Annotated in this window: 20 protein-coding genes and 1 riboswitch; of the genes, 11 read left to right on the plus strand and 9 right to left on the minus strand. The window is 71.4% G+C overall.

The window, feature by feature from the left end:
* Positions 1 to 3 precede the first annotated feature (3 nt).
* Positions 4 to 1275 carry an MFS transporter gene (locus ACK4TT_RS01890; RefSeq protein WP_410212224.1) on the minus strand — a complete coding sequence of 424 codons (1272 nt, stop codon included), beginning with the start codon at positions 1273 to 1275 and terminating at the stop codon, positions 4 to 6.
* Positions 1276 to 1279: 4 nt separating this feature from the next.
* Between ACK4TT_RS01890 and ACK4TT_RS01895 the strand changes: the two genes are divergently transcribed.
* From ACK4TT_RS01895 to ACK4TT_RS01915, 5 genes are all read left to right on the plus strand, one after another.
* Positions 1280 to 1633 carry a hypothetical protein gene (locus ACK4TT_RS01895; protein ID WP_410212225.1) on the plus strand — a complete coding sequence of 118 codons (354 nt, stop codon included), beginning with the start codon at positions 1280 to 1282 and terminating at the stop codon, positions 1631 to 1633.
* Positions 1634 to 1686: 53 nt separating this feature from the next.
* Positions 1687 to 2454 carry a cyclic nucleotide-binding domain-containing protein gene (locus tag ACK4TT_RS01900; protein WP_410212226.1) on the plus strand — a complete coding sequence of 256 codons (768 nt, stop codon included), beginning with the start codon at positions 1687 to 1689 and terminating at the stop codon, positions 2452 to 2454.
* 180 nt (positions 2455 to 2634) lie between these two features.
* Complete coding sequence (locus ACK4TT_RS01905) at positions 2635 to 3120, plus strand: SCP2 domain-containing protein (protein WP_410212227.1); 486 nt, start codon at positions 2635 to 2637, stop codon at positions 3118 to 3120.
* Positions 3117 to 4115 carry a peptidase U32 family protein gene (locus tag ACK4TT_RS01910; protein WP_410212228.1) on the plus strand — a complete coding sequence of 333 codons (999 nt, stop codon included), beginning with the start codon at positions 3117 to 3119 and terminating at the stop codon, positions 4113 to 4115. The genes ACK4TT_RS01905 and ACK4TT_RS01910 overlap by 4 nt, the downstream gene beginning before the upstream one ends.
* Positions 4112 to 5011: a U32 family peptidase gene (locus ACK4TT_RS01915; protein WP_410212229.1), complete on the plus strand. Its 900-nt coding sequence runs from the start codon at positions 4112 to 4114 to the stop codon at positions 5009 to 5011. The genes ACK4TT_RS01910 and ACK4TT_RS01915 overlap by 4 nt, the downstream gene beginning before the upstream one ends.
* Before the next feature lie 6 nt (positions 5012 to 5017).
* Here the strand turns inward: ACK4TT_RS01915 and moaA are convergent, their stop codons facing one another.
* The 3 genes from moaA to ACK4TT_RS01930 all read right to left on the minus strand — a co-directional run bounded on the left by moaA (position 5018) and on the right by ACK4TT_RS01930 (position 9631).
* Positions 5018 to 6013, minus strand: coding sequence for a GTP 3',8-cyclase MoaA (gene moaA / locus ACK4TT_RS01920; protein ID WP_410212230.1), 996 nt, complete (start codon positions 6011 to 6013; stop codon positions 5018 to 5020).
* A riboswitch (molybdenum cofactor riboswitch) is annotated at positions 5987 to 6128 on the minus strand. It overlaps the preceding gene by 27 nt.
* Before the next feature lie 58 nt (positions 6129 to 6186).
* Positions 6187 to 7362, minus strand: coding sequence for an NnrS family protein (locus tag ACK4TT_RS01925; protein ID WP_410212231.1), 1176 nt, complete (start codon positions 7360 to 7362; stop codon positions 6187 to 6189).
* A gap of 55 nt (positions 7363 to 7417) precedes the next feature.
* Positions 7418 to 9631, minus strand: coding sequence for an adenosylcobalamin-dependent ribonucleoside-diphosphate reductase (locus ACK4TT_RS01930; protein ID WP_410212232.1), 2214 nt, complete (start codon positions 9629 to 9631; stop codon positions 7418 to 7420).
* 140 nt (positions 9632 to 9771) lie between these two features.
* On the opposite strand from ACK4TT_RS01930, the gene ACK4TT_RS01935 reads away from it, so the two are divergent.
* The gene (locus tag ACK4TT_RS01935) at positions 9772 to 10254 is read left to right on the plus strand and encodes a hemerythrin domain-containing protein (protein WP_410212233.1); all 483 of its coding nucleotides are present in this window, start codon (positions 9772 to 9774) and stop codon (positions 10252 to 10254) included.
* A 7-nt stretch (positions 10255 to 10261) separates the two neighbouring features.
* Here ACK4TT_RS01935 and moaB read toward each other — a convergent pair whose 3' ends face one another.
* Both moaB and ACK4TT_RS01945 read right to left on the minus strand, forming a co-directional pair.
* Positions 10262 to 10819, minus strand: coding sequence for a molybdenum cofactor biosynthesis protein B (gene moaB, locus ACK4TT_RS01940; RefSeq protein ID WP_410212234.1), 558 nt, complete (start codon positions 10817 to 10819; stop codon positions 10262 to 10264).
* Positions 10820 to 10821: 2 nt separating this feature from the next.
* On the minus strand, positions 10822 to 11130 hold the full coding sequence (locus tag ACK4TT_RS01945) for a MoaD/ThiS family protein (protein WP_410212235.1): 309 nt from the start codon (positions 11128 to 11130) through the stop codon (positions 10822 to 10824).
* Positions 11131 to 11235: 105 nt separating this feature from the next.
* Here ACK4TT_RS01945 and ACK4TT_RS01950 point away from each other — a divergent pair, with 105 nt between their 5' ends.
* A complete protein-coding gene (locus ACK4TT_RS01950; RefSeq protein ID WP_410212236.1) occupies positions 11236 to 12909 on the plus strand; it encodes an isovaleryl-CoA dehydrogenase in 1674 nt (557 codons plus the stop codon).
* Here ACK4TT_RS01950 and ACK4TT_RS01955 read toward each other — a convergent pair.
* Entirely contained in the window at positions 12906 to 13031 is a 126-nt protein-coding gene (locus ACK4TT_RS01955) for an FAD-linked oxidase C-terminal domain-containing protein (protein ID WP_410212237.1), read from the minus strand. The genes ACK4TT_RS01950 and ACK4TT_RS01955 overlap by 4 nt on opposite strands.
* Before the next feature lie 73 nt (positions 13032 to 13104).
* On the opposite strand from ACK4TT_RS01955, the gene ACK4TT_RS01960 reads away from it, so the two are divergent.
* The 4 genes from ACK4TT_RS01960 to ACK4TT_RS01975 all read left to right on the plus strand — a co-directional run bounded on the left by ACK4TT_RS01960 (position 13105) and on the right by ACK4TT_RS01975 (position 18158).
* Positions 13105 to 13446 carry a hypothetical protein gene (locus ACK4TT_RS01960; protein WP_410212238.1) on the plus strand — a complete coding sequence of 114 codons (342 nt, stop codon included), beginning with the start codon at positions 13105 to 13107 and terminating at the stop codon, positions 13444 to 13446.
* Positions 13447 to 13531: 85 nt separating this feature from the next.
* Positions 13532 to 16093 (plus strand): TonB-dependent receptor, encoded by a 2562-nt coding sequence (locus ACK4TT_RS01965; protein WP_410212239.1) that lies wholly within the window; start codon positions 13532 to 13534, stop codon positions 16091 to 16093.
* 95 nt (positions 16094 to 16188) lie between these two features.
* The gene (locus tag ACK4TT_RS01970; RefSeq protein WP_410212240.1) at positions 16189 to 16629 is read left to right on the plus strand and encodes a hypothetical protein; all 441 of its coding nucleotides are present in this window, start codon (positions 16189 to 16191) and stop codon (positions 16627 to 16629) included.
* Complete coding sequence (locus tag ACK4TT_RS01975; protein ID WP_410212241.1) at positions 16623 to 18158, plus strand: alkaline phosphatase D family protein; 1536 nt, start codon at positions 16623 to 16625, stop codon at positions 18156 to 18158. Before ACK4TT_RS01970 ends, ACK4TT_RS01975 begins: the two co-directional genes overlap by 7 nt.
* Here the strand turns inward: ACK4TT_RS01975 and ACK4TT_RS01980 are convergent.
* Both ACK4TT_RS01980 and ACK4TT_RS01985 read right to left on the minus strand, forming a co-directional pair.
* On the minus strand, positions 18155 to 19492 hold the full coding sequence (locus ACK4TT_RS01980; RefSeq protein WP_410212242.1) for a dicarboxylate/amino acid:cation symporter: 1338 nt from the start codon (positions 19490 to 19492) through the stop codon (positions 18155 to 18157). The two genes, ACK4TT_RS01975 and ACK4TT_RS01980, sit on opposite strands and share 4 nt — an antisense overlap.
* Positions 19493 to 19630: 138 nt before the next feature.
* The gene (locus tag ACK4TT_RS01985; protein WP_410212243.1) at positions 19631 to 20539 is read right to left on the minus strand and encodes an SDR family NAD(P)-dependent oxidoreductase; all 909 of its coding nucleotides are present in this window, start codon (positions 20537 to 20539) and stop codon (positions 19631 to 19633) included.
* Positions 20540 to 20590: the final 51 nt, after the last annotated feature.

Consider the following 20590-nt stretch of genomic DNA (forward strand, 5'->3'; position numbering starts at 1 on the left):
AGTCTACTCGGCGGCTTGCAGCGGCCGCGCGCGCGGCTTGGCTTGCGGTTTGGATTTCGGTTCGGGCTTCGCTTCGGCGGCGGGATGCAGGTCGGCCATCTCGGGCAGCTCGGGCAGCTTGCGAAGCTCGGGCGTCCGGGCCCGCTCCATGCGGCCGATGGCGAGGTGCATCCAGGCGAGCGCGGTGGCGACCAGGACGAAGAGCAGCATGAAGCAGCTGGTCCAGACGCCGGTCAGGTCGTTCAGGGCGCCGAAGGCGATCGGCAGGACGAAGCCGCCCAGGCCGCCGATCATGCCCACCAGGCCGCCGACCGCCCCGATGTCGTTCGGGTAGTAGACGGGGATGTGCTTGAAGACCGCCGCCATCCCCAGGCTCATGAAGAAGGCCAGGACGATGAGGATCGCCATGAAGACCGGCAGGGCGGTGGCGATGCGGAAGGCGATCGGGCCCTCGATGCCGTCGACCACGTAGCTGGTCGCCGGATAGGACAGCAGGAAGGTGCCCAGCACGGCCACGCCGAACGCCGCGTACATCACGCGCCGGGCGCCCAGCCGGTCGGCCAGCCAGCCCCCGAGGATGCGGAACGCCGCGGCGGGGAGGGAGAACGCCGCCGCGAGCATGCCGGCGGTCTTGATGTCGAGGTGATAGACGCCGATCAGGTAGCGCGGCAGCCACAGCGACAGCGCTACGAACGCGCCGAAGTTGAAGAAGTAGTAGAGCGAGAAGCGCCAGACCTGCAGCTTCCGGAGCGGCGCGAACTGCGCCCAGATCGGCGGCGGCTTGACCTTGGAAGCGCGGCGTTCCGCCAGGCTCGGTTCGTCCCTGGTGAGCAGGAAGGCGACGAGCGCCATGACCACCAGGCCGGCGGCCCAGATGCGGGCCACCGATTCCCAGCCGGCCGCGGCCATGACGAACGGCGCTCCGAAGTTGGTGATCGCCGCGCCCACGTTGCCCGCGCCGTAGACGCCGAGCGCCGCGCCCTGCTTTTCCTTCGGGAAGAACTTCGAGACATAGGCCACGCCGGCCGCGAAGGAGCCGCCCGCCAGGCCGAGGCCCAGCGCGGCCAGCAGCATGAGCGGATAGGTGTGGGCGTAGGACAGGGCCACCGTCGACGCCGCCGCGAGCAGCAGCACCACCAGGTTGACGATCCGTCCGCCGAACCGATCCGCCAGGACGCCGAGGAAGACCCGCGTAAGCGAGCCCGTCAGGATCGGCGTGCCGGCCAGCAGCCCGAATTCCGCGTCGGTGAGACCGAGGTCGCGTTTGATCTTCACCCCGATGATCGAAAAGATCGTCCAGACGGCGAAGGCCGCCATGAAGGCGGCCGTGCTCAGGCCGAGGGCGGCGCGAGCGCCCGGTTGCGAGGTTGCGGTCGTCGTGTTCACGGGCGGCGGCTCCGATGGCCAGGATGGCCTGTCGTCGACCGCCTTTTGCGATGGATCGCGAAGTTCCGATTTGATGAACGTCAATCGTGTCGACTGGAAATACAGCTTTGTGCCGGACGCAAATCTCCAGGGAGGTTCAAATTACATTCGAGATGGAGCCAGTAAACTTAGATCATGGCCCCGCTTGATGTTCATCAAGGCCTATGACCGGTGGAAGGCCGTCGAATTGATATCGCTCAAGGCGTGAGACCTCCGACGCAGGCACGTGAGCGGGGTCATTGACGCGAACGGACGGTCGGCATGCGCGAAGGCGAGCTGGAACGGGTGAAGATGCTGCCGCTGTTCGCGGGGTGCTCGCCCGACACCTTCCGGACCCTCACGGCGGGGGCGTTCCTGCAGCGCTTCCCGGCTGGGACCACCCTGCTGCTCGAGGGCGACCAGGTGGACTTCCTCTATGTGCTGCTGGACGGCATCGTCGAGCTGGAGGGGACCTGGAACGACAAGGAGACGACGCTGGCCGTGCTGCGGCCCGTCTCGACCTTCATCCTCGCCGCCGTGGTGCTGGACGCCGACGGGCTGATGAGCGCGCGGACCATCGAGCGCTCGGACATCCTCATGCTATCGGGCGAAGCCATCCGCCGGGCGATGAAGGCGGACGCCATGTTCGCCATGGCGGTCGCGCAGGAGGTGGCCGGCTGCTACCGCGGCCTCGTGCGCACGCTCAAGAATCAGAAGCTGCGCGGCGGCCTGGAGCGGCTCGCCAACTACCTCATCACCCAGAAGCTGCGGCAGGGCGGCAACCCCACCTTCACCCTGCCGCATGAGAAGCGCCTCCTGGCCTCGCTGCTGGGCATGACGCCCGAGAACCTGTCGCGCGCCTTCGCCAACCTGCAGGGCTATGGCGTGGAGGTGAACGGGCCGCAGGTGACCATCACCCGCCCGGTGGTGCTCGAGCGCCTCGCCAAGCCCACCCCGCTGATCGACAACCACCAGCCGGTGACGGACGAGCTGGTGGGCAAGGCCCAGCGCGAGCGCTGGCCCGTGCCGGACGGCAGCCGGGCCGCCTGACCGGCCAAGCACTTGAACTGGCGCAGGCCTCCGCTTGACGAAGGTGGGCGCCCCGCCTGATCGATCGCGTTCCCCCCGCGGCGCCTGTCGGCCTATCGCCGGCGCAGGGGGTGCGGGGTGACCAGACCAGCCATCGAACATCATCGCCGCGAAGCGCGTCGGCGAGGCAACGGACGGGCCGTGAAGGCCCAGGTCCTGATGCAGCTCAGGCCGCCCGTGGAGATCGCGCTCACGCTGGCGCTGCGCCGGTTGGCCAGACGCCGGCCCGAGGTGTTCGAGCGCCTGGGCCCGGCGCGCGGAGCGGTCTTCGTCATCGCCCCGTGGGAGCTCCCCGTCTGCTTCCGCCTGGGGCCGCGGGGCGCGGACGGATGGGTGAACGTCGTGCAGGACAACGAGGCCTGCGCCTGCGACGTCCGGATCGAAGGGCCGCTGAGGACGCTCCTGCGGCTGTTCGACGGCTCGGCCGACGCCGACGCGGCGTTCTTCTCGCGATCTCTGGTGGTGAGCGGCGACACCGAGGCGGCCATGGCGCTGCACAACGCCATCGAGGCGGCCGAGCTCGATCTCGCCGAACTCACCGGCGCGGCGGCCCCGGCGGTGCGCCGCCTGGTCCGGGCGGTGGCGATCGGCCGGCGATTCCTGGCGCCCCGGCCCGGCGTCGCATGACCCAGGGCGGGATCGAACTGGTCTGTCCGGCGGGCTCCCCAGCCATGCTGCGCGCGGCCATCGAGGCGGGCGCGGACAGCGTCTATTGCGGCCTGCGGGACGAGACCAACGCCCGAAACTTCCCAGGCCTGAACTTCTCCGAGCAGGAGTTGGCGGAAGCCGCCCGCTGGACCCGCGCCCGCGGGCGACGGCTGATGGTGGCGGTCAACACCTTCGCCCGCGCCGGCGGCGTGGAGCCCTGGCGGCGCGCCGTGGACGTCGTGGCGCGCAGCGGCGTCCACGCCATGATCGCCGCCGACCTGGGCGTGTTGGCCTATGCGCGCGAGCGCTACCCGGAGCTCCGCCTGCACCTGTCGGTCCAGGCGGCGGCGGGCACGCCCGAGGCGATCCGGTTCTACGCCGAGGCCTTCGGCGTCCGGCGCGCGGTTCTGCCGCGGGTGCTGACCGTGCAGGAGATCGCCGCGCTCGGCCGGGAGGTCCAGGTCGAGACCGAGGCCTTCGTCTTCGGCGGGCTCTGCGTGATGGCGGAGGGGCGTTGCGCGCTCTCGTCCTACGCCACCGGGCGATCGCCGAACCTCTCGGGCGTCTGCTCCCCGCCCGAGGCGGTGAGCTTCACCGAACGGGGCGGCCGGCTCACGCCGCGCCTCTCGGGCTTCGCGCTCGACAGCTTCGAGCCGGGCGCGCCGGCCGGCTATCCCACGCTCTGCAAGGGCCGCTTCGACGCCGACGGGGTTCTGTCGCACATGTTCGAGGAGCCGGTCAGCCTGAACGCCATGAGCCTGCTGGCGGGCCTGCGCGGGGCGGGGGTCACGGCCGTGAAGGTCGAAGGACGCCAGCGCGGCAAGGTCTATGTCGCCCGCGTGGCCGCGGCCTTCCGCCAGGCCATCGACGCCCTCGACCGCGGCCAGGACACGCGCCCCTACGAAGCCCTCCTGCTGGACCTCACCGAAGGCGGCCGGGAGACGGCCGGGGCCTATCGCAAGGGCTGGCGATGAGCCGGATCGAGCTGACCCTGGGGCCGCTGCTGTTCAACTGGCCGGCCGAGCGCGTGTCCGCGTTCTACGCCGCCATGGCCGAGGCGCCGGTGGACCGCGTCCATCTGGGCGAGGTGGTGTGCGGGAAACGCGAGCCCCGGCTGCGGGAGGCCTTCGAGCGCGCGGCCGCGACGCTGGCGGCGGCCGGCAAGCAGGTGGTCTGGTCGAGCCTGGCCCTGCCGGCCAACGCCGTCGAACGGCGCTGGACCCGGACCCGCCTCGAGGCCGCCGACGGGCTGGTCGAGGTGAACGACGTCTCGGCCCTGCCGGCGCTCGCCGGCCGCCCGTTCGTCGCCGGCCCCCTGCTGAACATCTACAACGAGGCGGCGGCTCAGGAGCTGGCGAGGCGGGGTTGCCGGCGCCTCTGCGGCAATGTCGAGCTGAGCCTGGATGCGCTGTCGGCGATCGGCCGCGCCTGCCCGGGGCTGGAGATCGAGCTGTTCGCCTTCGGCCGGCTGCCGCTCGCCCTGTCGGGGCGGTGCTACCACGCCAGGCTCCACGGCCTGCACAAGGACGCCTGCCAGTTCGTCTGCGACCGGGACGCGGACGGACGGGCGGTGCGGACGCTCGAAGGCCAGCCGTTCCTGGCGGTCAACGGGGTTCAGGTGATGTCGCACGGCGTGCAGCTCGCCGCCTTCGACGCCGACCGGCTCGGGGCGGCGGGAATCCGGGCCCTGCGCCTCTCGCCCCAGGATCTCGACATGACGGCCGTCGCCCGGGCCTTCCGCGACGTGCTCGACGGGCGGTCGCCGGCGGCGGACCTGGCCGGACGGCTGGGGGCGCTGGGCCCGCCGGGGGCCTTCGTGCAGGGCTATCCGCGCGGCCTGGCGGGGTGGCGGCAGGAGGCCGAGACCTAAGGCGGGTCAGCCGCCGAACTGGGCGAGCTGGCGCGTGTCGCCGCTGTTCGCCTCGTGCAGCCGGTGGCCGCGGGGCTTGCCGGCCAGGGCCCGGACGATGCGGGCGCGCAGCGCCTCGGGCTCGTCCTTCTCCAGCAGGTCCTTCAGGTCGACGCCCAGCTCGCCGAACAGGCACAGGCGCAGCTGGCCGCGGGCCGTGACCCGCAGGCGGTTGCAGCCGTCGCAGAAGCCGGGCGCATAGGGGGCGATCAGGCCGATGCGGCCGGCGTGGTCCGGATGGATGAACTCCACGGCCGGCCCGTCGTCGAAGGCGCGGTCCCTGCGCGTCCAGCCGCGCGCGGCCAGCCAGTCGGTGAGCACGGACCCCGGCACGTGCTGGTCGGCGAAGTACTCGGCGTTGTCGCCGGTCCGCATCAGCTCGATGAAGCGCACCGCCACCGGGCGCTCCCGCACGAACGCGGCGAAGGCGTCGAAGCCGTCCCCCACGCCGTCGCGCAGCAGGACGCCATTGACCTTCACCGTGGGCAGGCCGAGCTCCAGGGCCCGGTCGAGGCCGCGCACGACGGACTCCAGGCGGTCGTGGCCGGTGATGCGGTGGAAGCCGGCGCGGTCCAGGGAGTCGATGCTGACGTTGAGGTTGGTGAGGCCGGCGTCGCGCCAGGCGCCGATCTGGCGCTCCAGGTTCCAGCCGTTGGTGGTGATGCAGACCTTGTCCACGCCGGGCGTGGCGGCGGTGCGCGCGATGATCTCGGGAAGGTCTCGGCGCACGCTGGGCTCGCCGCCGGTGAGCCGGACCTTGGAGACGCCCAGGTCGGCGAAGGCGCCGGCCACCCGGCCGCATTCCTCGGGCGTCAGGAAGGTGAGCGGCCCCGACTTCTTGAAGCCGTCCGGCAGGCAGTAGGTGCAGCGGAAGTTGCAGACCTCGGTGACCGAGAGCCGCAGGTAATGGAAACGGCGGCCGAAGCCGTCGACGAGACGTCCCAACGCTGGGCTCCTTTCCAAGCACGGGAGGCGACGGCGTTTCCCCCGTCACCCTTGCCGCTCGCGGGCGGCGCGGCGGACCGGCCTTGGCGGGGAGGCGCTTTAGGCCGGAACGCTCGGAGCGAATTCAGCCGAAGGTAGGATCGGCCGAGGGTCCTTTCTATGATCGGCGCCGCGCGGCGCCTTGACGCCGGTCAAGCGGCCGCGGGCCGGGGCCTCACCAGCATGCGGCCGTACGCCACGGCGAAACCGCCGAAGGCCGCCGTCCAGGCCGCGGCCGAGGCCATCAGCAGGTCGGGCTGCAGGAGACCCGCGAAGGGGGCCGCCAGCCTCAGCACGGCCGCCAGGTTCACGGCCAGGTAGATCAGCGTGGTGGAGGCGTCGGCGGCGAGGTCTCTTCCCGTGTGGCCCCGGCTGGCCCGGGTCATGACGGCGAGGGTCATGACGCCCACGGCGCCGGCGGTCAGGGCGTGCACCCCGGCCGTGCGCGGCACGAGATCGGGGAGAAGGACGGCGGCGCCGAGGAAAGCGAGGCCCACGCCCAGCCAGGCGTACCCGACGTGCAGGATCCACACGAGCGGCTCGGACCGGGTCGCCCAGCCGCGCCAGCGGACGAGCCGGATGAGGTTGGCCGCGCCGGCCAGAGCCAGGGCCGCGCCCGTGGCGGGCGACAGGGGCAGGACCGCCCAAAGGGCGGCCCCCAGGCCGGTCAGGCCCAGGGCCGCCTGGTCGAGGCGGCCGGGCAGCGCCGGCTGCGGCTCCATCCGGCGCACCTTCATCCAGTTGCGGGTGAAGCTGGGGGTGATGCGGCCCCCGATCAGGGCGATCAGCACGCAGGCCGCGCCCAGGGCCAGCCGCTCGCCCGCGCCGTCGTCCCAGAGCGCGGCGCCCAGGTGGAAGGCGACGTTGGCGAGCGCGAGCAGGCTCACCAGGACGCAGACGGCCAGGTTGCGCCAGTTGCGGCCGGCCAGCACCTCGCGCCAGACGACCGCGGCGAAGGCGATCAGGAAGGCGCTGTCGACGGCGGCGGCGACCGGACCCAGCTCGGCCTCGAACAGCATGGCCAGGCGGCCCGCGGTCCAGAGGGCCACGAGCCCGCCCAGCGGCGCGCCGATCACCGGCATGCGGCCGGTCCAGTTCGGCACGGCCGTGGTCAGGAACCCCGCCACCACGGCGGCCAGGAAGCCGAACAGCATCTCGTGGACGTGCCAGTCGCGGCTGAGGGCTCCGGGTCCGCCGGCCAGGAAGCTCCAGACCCACAGCGGGACCACCAGCGCCGACCAGGCGGCGCCGAACAGGAAGAACGGACGGAATCCGAAGCTGAAGAGGGCGGGGCCCCGGTAGGCCCGCCGCGCGGCGGCTGTAGGCATGCAAGGAGCATGCGCCCGGCCGCCGGCGGCTCACATGACGAACATCAAGTGCGTCTCATCCGCATTTGGAATAGCCGCACGAGAAGCAGGTGTCGCAGCCCTCCTTGCGCACCATGTCGAAGCCGCCGCAGCGCGGGCAGGCGGCGGCCGGGACGAAGGGCCGTACGGTGAGCGCCTGGGGTTCCGGCTCGGCCGCCGCCGGCGCGATCCCCTGCAGGTGGCGCTCGATCACCCCGCCGATGGCCGCCAGCAGCGAGGGCACGTAGCGGCCGCCCAGCCAGGCGCCGCCGCGCGGATCGAACACCGCCTTCAGCTCCTCGGCCACGAAGCCCACGTCGCCGCCGCGCCGGAACACCGCCGAGACCATGCGGGTCAGGCCCAGCGTCCAGGCGTAGTGCTCCATGTTCTTGGAGTTGATGAAGATCTCGAAGGGCCGCCGGACGTCGCCCTCCATCACGTCGTTGATGGTGACGTAGACGGCGTGCGCGCTCTCGGGCCAGGTGAGCTTGTAGGTGGCGCCTTCCAGCGCCTCGGGGCGCGGCGCGAGCTTGGGTTCGGGCGGCGGGGCGGGCGGGCTTTCCACCGACAGCACTGAGCCGGTCACCGGATTGGGCCGGTAGGTCGTCAGGCCCTTGCAGCCCTGGCGATAGCCCTCGAGGTACACGTCGCCGAAGTCCTCGAAGGAGATGGCCTCCGGGCAGTTGATGGTCTTGGAGATCGAGCTGTCGACGTGGGCCTGGGCGGCGGCCTGCATGCGGATGTGGTCGGCGGGGGCGAGCGTCTGGGCGCTGACGAAGACGTCCTGCGGCGGGGCGGCCTCGCCGTGCAGGCGCTTCCACATGGCCAGCGCGTAGTCCTCCACCGCCTCCTCGCGGGTGGAGCCGTCGGGCTGGCGGACCTTGCGGGTGTAGGCGTAGGCGAACACGGGCTCGATGCCGGAAGAGACGTTGCCGGCCAGCAGGGAGGTGGTGCCGGTGGGCGCGATCGAGGTGAGGCAGCCGTTGCGCAGGCCGTGCTCGGCGATCAGCGCGCGGGTCTCGTCGTCGAGGGTGGTCAGGTTCGGCCGATCGAGGATCGCGGGGTCGTACAGCGGGAAAGGGCCCTTCTCGGCGGCCAGCTCGGCCGAGGCGCGGTAGGCCTCGCGCTTGATGAGGCCGAGCCAGCGTCCGGTCAGCTCGACCGCGCGGTCCGAGCCGTAGGCCGCGCCGCAGAACACCAGCGCGTCGGCCAGGCCCGTGACGCCCAGGCCGATGCGGCGCTTGGCCTTGGCCTCCGTCTCCTGGGCCTCCAGCGGATAGCGCGAGATGTCGATGACGTTGTCGAGCATGCGCACGGCGGTGCGGGTCAGGGCGGCCAGTTGGGCCTCGTCCACCTCGGCGCCCTTGCGGAACGGCCCCTCCACCAGCTTGGCGAGGTTGATGGAGCCCAGCAGGCAGGCGCCGTAGGGCGGCAGCATCTGCTCGCCGCACGGGTTGCTGGCCAGGATGGTCTCGCAGTAGCCGAGGTTGTTGTGGGCGTTCACCCGGTCGATGAAGATCACCCCGGGCTCGGCCGCGTCGTAGGTCGCCTGCATCAGGCGCTTCCAGAGGTCGGCGGCCCGGACGGTGCGGAACACCTCGCCGTCGAAGGCCAGCGGCCAATCGGCGTCGCGGGCGAGGGCGTCCATGAAGGCGTCGGTGACCAGGACCGAAAGGTTGAAGTTGCGCAGCCGGGCGGGGTCGCGCTTGGCGTCGATAAAGGCCTCGATGTCCGGGTGGTCGATGCGCAGGCAGCCCATCATGGCGCCCCGCCGCTGGCCGGCGGACATGATCGTCCGGCACATGGAATCCCACACGTCCATGAAGCTGATCGGGCCCGAGGCGTCGGCGCCGACGCCCTTCACCGCGGCGCCCGAGGGCCGGAGGGTGGAGAAGTCCATGCCCACGCCGCCGCCCTGCTGCATGGTCACGGCGGCCTCGCGGACGTGGGCGAAGATGCCGGCCAGGTCGTCCGGCGTGCGCCCCATGACGAAGCAGTTGAACAGGGTGACGTTCCGCGCCGTGCCCGCGCCGGCGATGATCCGGCCGGCTGGCAGGAAGCGGTAGTCGGTCAGGGCCTCCAGGAAGCGGCCGCGCATGGCCTCGCGCACCTCAGGCGCCTCGGCCTCGGCCAGCGCCGTCGCCACCCGCGCCCAGGTCTCCTCGACGGTGGCGTCCCCGCGCGCGTCGCCCGGATTGAAGCGGTACTTGCTGGACCAGATCTCGCCGGCCAGCGGGTTGTCGAAGGCCATCGCCGCAGCTCCCTCAGAAGAAGGATCAGGCTCGGTGATTCCATGGCGGGGCCGCATTGAAGCCCGCCAAGCCCGCGATTGCCGGACGTCAAGCGATCGGGCGCGCGGCGGGGCTATGGGAGGCGGCGAAGGAGTCCGCCATGCCCGCCCAATCCGTCGCGCCAGCGCAAGACGATGCGACCTGGAAACTGATCGCCCACATCCTGGAGCGCTATCACGAGACGCATCGGCGGGAGTTCCCCGAGGCCATCCGCCTGGCCCGCAAGGTCGAGGCGGTGCACGCGGGCGACGCGGACCGGCCGACGGGCCTCGCCGACCACCTGGCCCTGATGTTCGACGACCTGGACGGCCACCAGCGCAAGGAGGAGCAGGTGCTGTTCCCGATGATGATGCAGGGCGGCGGGCCGATGATCCGCTTCCCGATCACCCGCATGATGGCCGAGCACGCCGAGGTGGACGAGCAGCTGGTGCGCCTGAGGACGCTGACGCGAGACTTCACCCCGCCGGAGGGCGCCTGCGCGACCTGGCGGCTGCTGTGCCTGACCTGCCGCAAGATCCACGACGACCTGATCGAGCACATGCGGCTCGAGAACGAGGAGTTGTTCGCGGCCTTCCTCGGCTAGGACGGGATCAGGCGCAGACCCCGCGGTAGCGCGGGATCTGGCCGACCAGCGAGCAGGGCTTGAAGCGGCTGTCGAGCTCCTCCGCAAGCACCAGGTCCCAGGCGTCGCGGCAGGCCCCGGTGGAGCCCGGCACGCAGAAGATGAAGGTGTCGTCGATCTGGCCGGCCAGGGCGCGGGACTGCAGCGTCGAGACGCCGACCGTGCCGTAGCTCGCCTGGTGGAAGACCACGGCGAAGCCGTCCATCTCGCGCCGCAGCAGGGGACGTACGGCCTCGGGCGTCACGTCACGGGGCGCGAAGCCCGTGCCGCCGGTGGCGAGGATCACGTCGACGCCCGGGTCGGCAACCCAGGCCTTCACCTGCGCCTGGATGGCCGCCACGTCGTCCTTGACGATGGCCTTGCCGGCGAGCGCGTGCCCGGCCTCGGCCAGACGGTCGGCGAGCAGGCCGCCGGAGGTGTCGGTGGTCTCGTCGCGCGTGTCGGACACCGTCAGCACGGCGATGTTGAGGGGATAGAACGGCAGGCGCTCGTCGATGCGGGCCTTGGTCTTCAGGACGGCGTCCACGCTCAGCCTCCGGAGAAGGCGGAGAAGAAGGCCACTTCCTGGCCGGGGCTCACCCAGACGTCGCCGTTGACGACCTCGCGGTCGACGGAGGCCCGGACGCCGGGGGCGGTGAGCGCCGCCTCGCCGCCGTCGACGAGCGATCCGATCCCCCGCCGGAGCTGCGACAGCCAGCAGCCGTCGAGCGGCAGGGGAACGTGGGCCGAGCGGCCGAAGGTGTCGGCGACCTGGCCGAAGAACAGCACCTGGATCTGGGTCGTCGGGCCGCCGTTAGGGCGCCTGGCCTGGTGGGTGACGGTCGTGGACTGGTCCATGACGGCGCGGGTTCCTGGAAGGGGATGTGAGAGCGGGTCTAGCCGGATCGCGCGTCCCGCCGTTTGTCGCAGATCAAGGGTGAGCGGATTTCGCGGGGGGCTAAGATGCCGCAGACAGGAGACCCGTTCATGGCCGCGCCCGCCGCCTTCCGCACCCACGAGGTGTTCAACCAGCCGGCCCCGCTCGCGGGCTACGACCTGTTCGCCACCGACCGGCCGCTTGCCGAGGCCATCGTCCGGGAGGGCGCGGACTGGGCCGTGGAGGACCTCTCGGCCTATGGCGCCGCCCTGGGCTCGCCCGAAGCCCTTGAACTGGGGGCGATCGCCAACCGGGACACGCCGCGGCTGCACGCCTTCGACCGCTACGGCCGGCGCGCCGATTGGGTGGAATTCCATCCGGCCTACCACCGGCTGATGGCGCTGCAGGTGGGGCAGGGGATCCACGCCTCGCCCTGGTCGCATCCGAAGCCCGGCGCCCACGTCCACCGCGCGGCGGGGCTCTACATGAGCGGGCAGGTGGAGGCGGGCACGAGCTGCCCGATCTCGATGACCTACGCGGGGATACCCGTGGTGGCGAAGGCGGGCGGGCCGCTGGAAGCCTGGCTGCCGAAGCTGGTCTCGCGCGACTACGATCCGGCGCATCGGCCGGTGACGGAGAAGGCCGGCGCGCTCCTCGGCATGGGCATGACCGAGAAGCAGGGCGGCTCGGACGTGCGGGCCAACACCACCCGCGCCGAGCCGGAAGCGGCCTCGGGCCCGGGCGAGGCCTACCGCCTGGTCGGCCACAAGTGGTTCATGTCGGCCCCGATGTGCGACGCCTTCCTGGTGCTGGCCCAGGCGCCGGGCGGCCTGTCGTGCTTCTTCGTTCCCCGCTGGGCACCGGACGGGGAGCTGAACGCCCTGCGGTTCCAGCGGCTGAAGGACAAGCTGGGCAACCGCTCGAACGCCTCCAGCGAGGTGGAGTTCGAGAATGCCCTGGGCTGGCTGGTGGGCGAGGAGGGGCGCGGCGTCCCCACCATCATCGAGATGGTCGGCTACACCCGGCTGGACAACGTGCTGGGCTCGGCCGGCGTGCAGCGCCAGGCGGTGGTCCAGGCCATCCATCACGCCCGCGGCCGCTCGGCCTTCCAGAAGCGCCTGGTGGACCAGCCGCTGATGGCCAATGTGCTGGCCGACCTGGCGCTGGAGACCGAGGCCGCCACGGCCATCGCCTTCCGGCTGGCGCGGGCCTTCGACGCCCAGTCCGACCCGGCCGAGGCCCTGCTGCGCCGGCTGGTGACGCCCGCCGCCAAGTTCTGGGTCTGCAAGCGCGGGCCGATCCTGGCCGGCGAGGCGCTCGAGGTGCTGGGCGGCAACGGCTACATCGAGGAGAGCGGCATGCCCCGGATCTACCGCGAGCTGCCGGTCTATTCGATCTGGGAGGGCTCGGGGAACGTCATGTGCCTGGACGCCCTGCGCGCCCTGCACCGCGAGCCCGAGGCGGCCGACGCGCTCGAAGCCGAGCTCGGTCACGCCCGGGGCGGCGACCGGCGGCTGGAGATCGCCGTGGACCGGGTGCTGGAGATGTGCCGTCGCGGCCTGTCGGAGAGCGAGCTGCGGCGGTTCTGCCGGGAGCTGGTGGTGGTGGTCCAGGCCGCCCTGCTGGTGCGTCATGCGCCGGGCTTCGTGGCCGACGCCTTCCTGGCCAGCCGACTGGAGGAACAGGCCGGCGCCTTCGGCCTGCTGCCGGAGGGGGTCGACGCGCGCGCCATCGTCGACCGCGCCTGGTCGGGCGACTAGCCGAGCACCGTGCCTGGATTGAGGATGTTCCTCGGGTCGAGAGCCTGCTTCAGGCTGCGCATCTGGGCGTACGTCAAGGACCGGCCCGCCCCACCATCAAGGCCCCGCTTGACGCCCGGCAAACCCCGGGGGGCGCACCGCGACTAGCCTGCGGGCGTGCATCCATAGGAGGCCGGCTCCCCCCGGCATGATCCCATGAAGACCCTTGTCACCACTCTCGCCGCGGCCGCCATGCTGGCCGTCCTCGCTCCCGCCGCCTCGGCCCAGAACGTCTCGGAAGTGGACGTGACCGCCCGCGCGCCCACCCAGGTCCGCATCGAATGGGCGGGGCGCCCGAAGGCCGCGGTCAAGCGCGAAGTCCATGTGGCGGCGGGCACGGTCTGCCGCAACGCCGTCGTGAACCGCGACCTGGAGGTCGGCGACCTCCGCTGGTGCAGCCGAAAGTCCGAGGCCAAGGCGCTCAAGCGCTATGCGGCGCTCCTCCAGCACGCAGGCTACGCTTCGTCGACGCCGGCGATCGTGCTGTCCGCGCGCTGATCGAACGTCACCGAACCGACGCGCAAGCGTGACCGTTCTGACGTGAGCGGCCCCTAAGCATCCCCCCAAAGCAAGGGGGTGCTCGATGCGCACGATGATGATGGGGGCGAGCGTGCTGACGCTCGCCTTGGCGACGGCTGTTCCGGCCATGGCCCAGACCGACGGCTCGGTCGAAGAACTGGTGGTCACCGGCCAGCGCCTCTCGCAGCAGCGGGCGATCGACGCCAAGCGGAGCGCCACGGCGGTGGTGGACGCGATCTCCGCCGACGAGATCGGCCGCCTGGCCGACAAGAACGTGGCCGAGAACCTCGAGCGCCTGCCGGGCGTCGGCGTATCCTACGACCAGGGCGAAGGCCGCTACGTCGCCATCCGCGGCACGCCGGCGCAGCTCAACAACGTGACGCTCAACGGCGTCGAGGTCGGCAATCCCGACGGCGACAGCCGGGCGCTGCCGCTGGACGTGGTCTCGGGCCAGTTGCTCGGCCGCATCGAGGTGGTGAAGGCGGTCACGCCGGACATGGACGCGCAGGGGATTGGCGGCACGGTCAACCTGGTCACCCAGTCGCCCTTCGACGCCAAGCGGGACCTGTTCGCGCGCGGCTCCTTCCAGGCGGGCTACCAGGACTTCAACGAGAAGGTCCCTGTGCAGGGTGACGCGACCTTCGGCGCCGTGTTCGGCGACGGCCGCTGGGGCGTGCTGGTGGGCGTCAACGGCTCGTCGCGGGACTACCGCTCGGACGGCCTCTATCCGGACGACTGGCGCACGCTGCCCGGCTACGCTCGCGGCGGCCTGCCCACCAACATCAAGTTCACCAACTACACCCTGAAGCGCGAACGGATCGGGGTCAGCGGCGCCCTGGAGTTCCGCCCGACCGATCAGGACAAGATGTACGTCCGCGGCCTCTATTCGAAGTTCACCGAGGACGAGTACCGCCAGCGGGCCCGGCTCGACTTCGGGGCCAACCCGGCCAACATCACCCTCAACGCCGACGGCGCCACCGGCGTCGCCCGCAATGTCGACGCCCGCCAGGACCTGCGCCTGGAGTACAAGGAGAAGAGCATCAGCTCGGCCTCGTTCGGCGGCGAGCACGAGCGCGGACCCTGGGAGCTCAAATACGACCTCTCGTGGGGCTACAACGAGCTGATCGAGCCGAACCAGGTCTGGCAGTTCCGCCTGCCGTCCGCGAACCTGACCGTCGACTTCGACATGCGGCCGCTGCTCTACACGGCCGAGGCGCGCACCATGTCGGCCTCTGCTCTGCAGTTCCGCCAGTACACGGCCCAGGACGAGTACGGCGAGGAGACCAACCTCGCGGCCAAGGTCGACCTGAAGCGGGCCATCGCGGTCGGCGAGGGCAGCTACCTGAAGGTCGGCTTCAAGGTGCGTGACACCGACAAGATGTTCGACGGCCACACCGATCGCTGGGACCGCGGGGCCACGGCCAACCGCTTCACCCTGGCCGACTTCGGCCTGCAGGGCCCGGTGATGGACGTCGACCTCGGCGACTATACCTACTTCAACCGCTACACGATCGACGCCGACGCGATCAGCAAGTTCACGGCCGAGAACCTGGCGACCGCGCGGTTCGTCAAGAACACCGCCGACAGCCTGGCGAACGAGACCTTGAGCGACTACGACCTGACCGAACGGGTCTACGCCGGCTACGCGATGGCCGACGTGGACTTCGGCGGCTGGCGCCTGATCGGCGGCTGGCGGGTGGAGCGCACCGAGACCGACGTCCAGGGCTTCCGTCTCGACCCGAAGGTGGGCGGGGTGAGCCCGGTCTCGCGCTCGGGCGAGTACACGAACTTCCTGCCCAACCTCCATGTCCGGTTCGAGCCGCGGGACGACCTCGTCCTGCGACTGGCCTACACCCGCACGCTCGGCCGGCCGCAATACCCGCAACTGCGGCCCGGCGGCTCGCTGGACTGGGTCGAGGTGACGCCCGGCGTCTTCGAGGGCGGCCTTTCGGAAGGCAACGTCGACCTGAAGCCCTTCGTCTCGGACAACTTCGACGCCACGGTGGAGTGGTACTTCGCCCGGGGCGGCCTGATCTCGGCCGGCGCCTTCTACAAGAAGATCAAGGACCCGATCTTCACCTTCAGTGAGACCCGCACCAACTTCGTCCTCGACGGCCGGACCTACGCCACCTTCGGCTACAGCCAGCCGCGCAACGCCGACGAGGGCGAGATCAAGGGGATCGAGTTCGCCTACCAGCAGCAGTTCACCTTCCTGCCGGGGCCCTGGAGCGGTTTCGGGGCGGCGGGGAACATCACCTTCACCGACTCCAGCCTGACCGTGCCGGGCCGCGGCGAGCTGCCGTTCCCGGCCCAGTCGGACCTGCTCTGGGGCGCCCAGCTCTTCTACCAGAAGGGCCGCTTCGAGGCGGCGATCTCCTACCATCACACGGGCCGGGCCATTCAGGGGCTGGGCGGCAACGACGACGCCGACACCTACGACGACGACTACCGGCGCCTGGACGCCAAGGCGAGCTACGCCCTCACCGACAACGTCGAGGTGTTCGTGGACCTGCAGAACCTCAACGACGAGGTGCTGCGCGAGTATCAGGCCGGCCGGCGCGACTGGCTGACCAACTACGAACGCTACGGCCGCACCTACTACCTGGGCGTCTCGGCCAAGTGGTGATCCGGGCGGCGTCAAGAAACTGACGTCGAAGCGTGACGGCGGTGACGCGCTCCGCCCGTACCTGGGCCCTCAGGGGAACAGGGGGATGATTCGGGGTGCGCACCGTCCGGATCGCGACGATCGGGGGCTGCCTCGCCGCGACGCTGGCGGGACCCGCCTGCGGCCAGGCGCCCGGCGAGGCCCGGGGCGTGGCCCCGCTGCGGTGGGACGTGGCGCCGGCGCCGCAGCCGGCGGCGCTGGAGGAGGGGGGCGTGCGGCTGCTCTACACGTCGCGGCGGCTGGCCGCCGACCTGACCTACGCGCCCTCCGACCGAGCGCTGCGGGCCCAGGCGCTGCGGACGGAGCCGCGCAATCCCCTGGATGACCAGCGCAGGAGCGCCAAGGTAAGCTACGCCCTGAGCGACGGGGTGGAGCTGTTCGTGGACATGCAGAACCGCCGGAAGACGGGGGGCGACACGCCCGGCCGCCGCGACGGCTTCAGCGAGCAGGCGCCGAAGCGCCGCACGGTATCGATCGGAGTATCGGCAAGATGGTGACGACCCTGGACCGCCGCGGCCTGCTGATCCGGGCCGCGGGCCTGGCTGGCCTGGCGCTCACGCCCGCCGCCTGGACCCCCGCCCTGGCCCAGGCCCGCCTGCCGGACGACCCCTTCACCCTGGGCGTCGCCTCGGGCGATCCCGCGCCGGACGGCATGGTGCTGTGGACCAGGCTCGCGCCGAAGCCCCTCGATCCGGACGGCGGCATGTCGCCCGCCCCCGTGGCGGTGAGCTGGGAGATCGCCGAGGACCCGGGCCTGAAGCGCGTGGTAGCCCGCGGCGAGACCCTGGCCGTGGCCGAGGCTGCCCATTCGGTCCATGTGGAGGTCGCCGGCCTGAAGCCCGATCGCGACTACTGGTACCGGTTCCGCGCCGGCGGCCACGCCAGCGAGACGGGCCGCACCCGGACGACGCCCGCGCCGGGCGCCGAGGTGTCCCGCCTGCGGATCGCCTACGGGTCGTGCCAGAAGTACGAGGCCGGCTACTACGGCGCCTATCCGCACCTCGTGGCCGACGCGCCGGACCTGGTGCTGTTCCTGGGCGACTACATCTACGAGAAGGCGGCCAGCGACAACGGCGTGCGCCGCCATCCGCCTGTCGACGCGACGGACCTCGCCACCTACCGGCAGCGCTACGGCCTCTACAAGTCGGACCCCAACCTGCGCGCCGCCCACGCCGCGGCGCCCTGGATGGTGATCTGGGACGACCACGAGGTCTCGAACGACTACGGCGACGATCAGGACCGCTCCAATCCTGACCCGGCCGTCTTCCTGGCGAGGCGCGCCGCCGGCTACCAGGCCTACTACGAGCACATGCCGCTGCGTCGGCGCTCGATCCCGGTGGGCCCCCGGATGCTGCTCCACCGGTCCCTGGACTGGGGCCGGCTCGCCCAACTCCAGTTCCTGGACACCCGGCAATACCGTGCGCACCGCACCTGCGACGCCATCGCCGAGGGCAAGATGATCCCCGACTGCGCCGAGCGGCGGGATCCGGAGCGCTCGCTGCTGGGCGCCGCCCAGGAGCGCTGGCTGTTCGACACCCTGGACCGCTCGCAGGCCGGCTGGAACGTCCTGGCCCAGCAGTACCTGATGGGCGACCTCCAGCGGCTCGACGGCCGCTACAGCAACGACGGTTGGGGGGGCTACTTCCAGACCCGCCAGCGGGTGCTGGAGCGCTGGCGGGACGCCAAGGTCGCCAACCCGGTGGCGCTGGGCGGCGACATCCACACCTTCTTCGCCGGCGACCTGCCCCTCGAGGCCGGCGGCAAGCCGATCGGCAGCGAATTCGTGGGCGGCTCGATCAGCTCGCTGGGCTGGAAGAACGCCGAGCTCCGGCCGGTGCTGGAGCACAATCCGAACCTGAAGTTCGGCGACGGCGAGGTCCGTGGCTATGGCCTGGTCGAGCTGACGCCCAAAACCTGTTCGGTGGCGTTCCGGGGCCTGGAGAGCGCGCTGGTCCCGCAGTCGCCGATCCGCGACCTCGCCCGCTTCGTGGTCGAGGCGGGCGAGCCGGGGCTGAAGACGGCTTAGATGGCGGGGATCGGGCCGGCGTCGGGGGCTTCGGCCCGGCCGTCATAGACCGCCTCGTCCAGGATGCCCTGCTGCTTGGCCACCAGGGTCGGGACCAGCGCCTGGCCGGCCACGTTCACCGCCGTGCGGCCCATGTCGAGGATCGGGTCGATGGCGAGCAGCAGACCCACGCCTTCCAGCGGCAGGCCCAGCGTCGAGAGCGTCAGCGTCAGCATGACCGTGGCCCCGGTCAGGCCCGCCGTGGCCGCCGAGCCGATCACGGAGACGAAGACGATCAGGAGGTAGTCGCTGAGGTGCAGCGGCAGGCCGAAGAACTGGGCCACGAAGATCGCCGAGACGGCCGGATAGATGGCCGCGCAGCCGTCCATCTTGGTGGTCGCGCCCAGCGGCACGGCGAAGGCGGCGTACGGTCGCGGCACGCCCAGCCGGCTCTCGGTGACCGACTCCGTGACGGGCAGGGTCCCCACCGAGGAGCGGGAGACGAAGCCAAGCTGGATCGCCGGCCAGGCGCCGCGGAAGAAGCGCAGCGGATTGAGGCCGTGAGCCGCGAGCAGGGCCGGATAGACGCCCAGCAGCACGATCGCCAGGCCCAGGTAGATGGCGAGCGTGAACTGGCCGAGCTGGGCCATGGCCGGCCAGCCGTACTGGGCCACCGCATTGCCGAGCAGGGCCAGCGCCCCGACCGGCGTCAGGCGGATCACCCAGCCCAGGGCCTTGCGCACCACGGCCAGCGCCGAGGCGTTGAAGTCGAGGAAGGCGCGGCCGGCCTCGCCCGCCTTGAGCGCCGCGGCCCCGGCGACGAGGGCGATCACCAGGACCTGAAGGACGTTGAAGCCGATGGTGGTCGTGGCCGCGCCGTCGGCGAGCTTGGTCGAGGCGCTGAGGCCCAGGATGTTGCCGGGCACGAGGCCGGTCAGGAAGTCGAGCCACGAGCCGGTGGTGGTGGGCGCCTTGGCGGCCTCGGCCGCCACGCCGGTGTGCAGGCCCGGCTGGAGACCCAGGCCCAGGGCGATGCCGATGGCCGAGGCGATCAGGGCGGTGATCGCGAACCACAGCAGGGTGCGGGTGGCGAGCGCGGCGGCGTTCTGGACCTTCGCCAGGTTGGCGATGCTGGCCACGATGGCGGTGAAGACCAGCGGCGGCGCCAGGGTCTTCAGGAGCTGGACGAAGGCCTGGCCGACGATCCGCAGCGCTTCGGCCAGGGGCCTGCCTGCCTCGCCGGGATCGACGCCCAGGTTGCGGGCCAGGAGGCCCAGAGCCACGCCGGCGATCATGCCAGCCAGAACCTGCATCCCGAACGGAACCGTCCGGCGGGCGCTGTCGCGCGAACTCATCCTACTGTCCTCAGGTGAGCGGACAGATAGTCTAGTCGGCGGCTAGGATATGGCGCCTGCCGGAAATTCTGCGGCCGGCCTCAGAACCTCTCGGGGCTGCTTGGAGGGGGCGGCCGCGGAGGCCGCCCCTGCCGGCGATCAGACCGGATCGTAGGGGAACACCGAGGCCGTCGCGCCGAGGTCGGTGAAGCTGGCCGACATGGACGGGAAGCCCTGGGCGATCAGGGCCTCAGGCGTCCAGCCCTCGATCCTGGTCACCGACTTCACCGGGCGCGGCTGGTTGAACAGCACGACCTCGTTGCCGCGGGCGGCGAAGACCTGGCCGTTCACGTCGGAGGCCGCCAGGGCCACCGCGAGCTGGGCCACCTGGTCGGCGCGCATGAAGTTCTTCATCCGCTCGACGCGCTGGGCCGAGGCCTCGTCCTTCACCGGAATGGTGGCGATCATGCGCGTCCAGGCGAAGGGCGCGATGATGTTCGAGCGGACGTTCTTGGCGGCGCCTTCCATGGCCACGATGCGCGACAGGCCCATGACCCCCAGCTTGGCGGCGGCGTAGTTCGCCTGGCCGATGTTGCCGATCAGGCCCGAGGTGGAGGTGAAGTGGACGTACGAGCCGTCCTCCTGGTTGCGGAAGTGCTCGACGGTGGCGCGGGTGACGTTGAAGGCGCCGCGCAGGTGGACCTGGATCACGGCGTCCCAGTCGGCCTCGTCCATCTTGTGGAACATCTTGTCGCGCAGGATGCCGGCCGGGTTCACCACGGCGTTGAGGCCGCCGAAGGTGTCCATGGCCTGCTCGAACATGCGCCGGGCGCCGGACATCTCGGCCACGCTGTCGGAGTTGGCGACGGCCTCGCCGCCGGCCGCGCGGATCTCCTGGGCCGTGGCCTCCGCCGGGCCCGCGTCGCCCAGGTCGCCGCCCGAGACCGAACCGCCCAGGTCGTTGACGACCACCTTCGCGCCTTCCTGGGCCGCGAGCAGCGCGCACGCCTTGCCGATGCCGCCGGCGCCGCCGGTGACCAGAACCACTTTCCCGCTGAGAACGCCCACGATGCTTCTCCCACTCATCCTTGATTTCGAAGCCGCGGTCCGACCGCGGCG

This window comes from Phenylobacterium sp., assembly GCF_046463815.1.
GTDB lineage: Bacteria > Pseudomonadota > Alphaproteobacteria > Caulobacterales > Caulobacteraceae > Phenylobacterium.

What these genes read in the sequence shown, in the direction of transcription:
- ACK4TT_RS01895 (WP_410212225.1), top strand. Translation starts at nt 1,280, where the DNA reads ATGATCGAAAAGATCGTCCAGACGGCGAAGGCCGCCATGAAGGCGGCC.
- ACK4TT_RS01900 (WP_410212226.1), top strand. Translation starts at nt 1,687, where the DNA reads ATGCGCGAAGGCGAGCTGGAACGGGTGAAGATGCTGCCGCTGTTCGCG.
- ACK4TT_RS01910 (WP_410212228.1), top strand. Translation starts at nt 3,117, where the DNA reads ATGACCCAGGGCGGGATCGAACTGGTCTGTCCGGCGGGCTCCCCAGCC.
- ACK4TT_RS01915 (WP_410212229.1), top strand. Translation starts at nt 4,112, where the DNA reads ATGAGCCGGATCGAGCTGACCCTGGGGCCGCTGCTGTTCAACTGGCCG.
- ACK4TT_RS01925 (WP_410212231.1), bottom strand. Translation starts at nt 7,362, where the DNA reads ATGCCTACAGCCGCCGCGCGGCGGGCCTACCGGGGCCCCGCCCTCTTC.
- ACK4TT_RS01930 (WP_410212232.1), bottom strand. Translation starts at nt 9,631, where the DNA reads ATGGCCTTCGACAACCCGCTGGCCGGCGAGATCTGGTCCAGCAAGTAC.
- ACK4TT_RS01935 (WP_410212233.1), top strand. Translation starts at nt 9,772, where the DNA reads ATGCCCGCCCAATCCGTCGCGCCAGCGCAAGACGATGCGACCTGGAAA.
- ACK4TT_RS01945 (WP_410212235.1), bottom strand. Translation starts at nt 11,130, where the DNA reads ATGGACCAGTCCACGACCGTCACCCACCAGGCCAGGCGCCCTAACGGC.
- ACK4TT_RS01950 (WP_410212236.1), top strand. Translation starts at nt 11,236, where the DNA reads ATGCCGCAGACAGGAGACCCGTTCATGGCCGCGCCCGCCGCCTTCCGC.
- ACK4TT_RS01960 (WP_410212238.1), top strand. Translation starts at nt 13,105, where the DNA reads ATGAAGACCCTTGTCACCACTCTCGCCGCGGCCGCCATGCTGGCCGTC.
- ACK4TT_RS01965 (WP_410212239.1), top strand. Translation starts at nt 13,532, where the DNA reads ATGCGCACGATGATGATGGGGGCGAGCGTGCTGACGCTCGCCTTGGCG.
- ACK4TT_RS01975 (WP_410212241.1), top strand. Translation starts at nt 16,623, where the DNA reads ATGGTGACGACCCTGGACCGCCGCGGCCTGCTGATCCGGGCCGCGGGC.
- ACK4TT_RS01980 (WP_410212242.1), bottom strand. Translation starts at nt 19,492, where the DNA reads ATGAGTTCGCGCGACAGCGCCCGCCGGACGGTTCCGTTCGGGATGCAG.